Below are 519 nucleotides of genomic sequence, written 5' to 3'. Positions count from 1 at the left end.
CGCCAAGGACAGCGCCTTGCTCGAAGCCGGCATCGACTTCCAGGTCACCCAGACCGGCAAGCTGGGTATCGGCTACTCGGGCCAGGTGTCGAGCGACAACAACGACAGCGCCTTCAACATCAGCTTCAGTCAAAGCTTCTGATTCAGGTTTAGGGTCGAAGCACTTTCAGCCGCCCGCGAGGGCGGTTTTTTTTTGCTGGGCACAATGGCGAGGTTGTTTGGGGCCGGCCTTGAGTCTGCGGGGAGCGTTCGATAGCTGTTGCGAGCGAGCTTGCGAAGAGGCCCTGTCATCCAGCGCAAAAATCTGCCCGCCCGCGCTCTGCTAGAATCCGCCCCATCCATTGCCAGAGACTCCCCTGATGAGCGAGCCGATTCGTCTGACCCAATACAGCCACGGCGCCGGTTGCGGCTGCAAGATTTCCCCGCAGGTGCTGGAGGTGATTCTGGCCGGCAGCGGGGCGCAGAACCTCGATCCGAAACTGTGGGTGGGCAATGCCTCGCGCGATGATGCGGCCGTGT

Annotated in this window: 1 protein-coding gene and 1 pseudogene; both read left to right on the top strand. The window is 61.5% G+C overall.

Annotated elements, in window-relative coordinates; all coding sequences use genetic code 11:
• On the top strand, nucleotides 1-142 hold a 142-nt coding region (locus DBR24_RS34975; protein ID WP_128616373.1), incomplete at its 5' end, for an autotransporter outer membrane beta-barrel domain-containing protein.
• 217 nt (nucleotides 143-359) lie between these two features.
• Nucleotides 360-519: pseudogene (locus tag DBR24_RS34235) on the top strand (selenide, water dikinase SelD); the annotation flags it as partial.

Origin of the sequence: Pseudomonas sp. HMWF006 (assembly GCF_003061205.1) — a bacterium.
GTDB lineage: Bacteria > Pseudomonadota > Gammaproteobacteria > Pseudomonadales > Pseudomonadaceae > Aquipseudomonas > Aquipseudomonas monsensis.
This window is presented reverse-complemented; position numbering and strand designations above follow the sequence as displayed.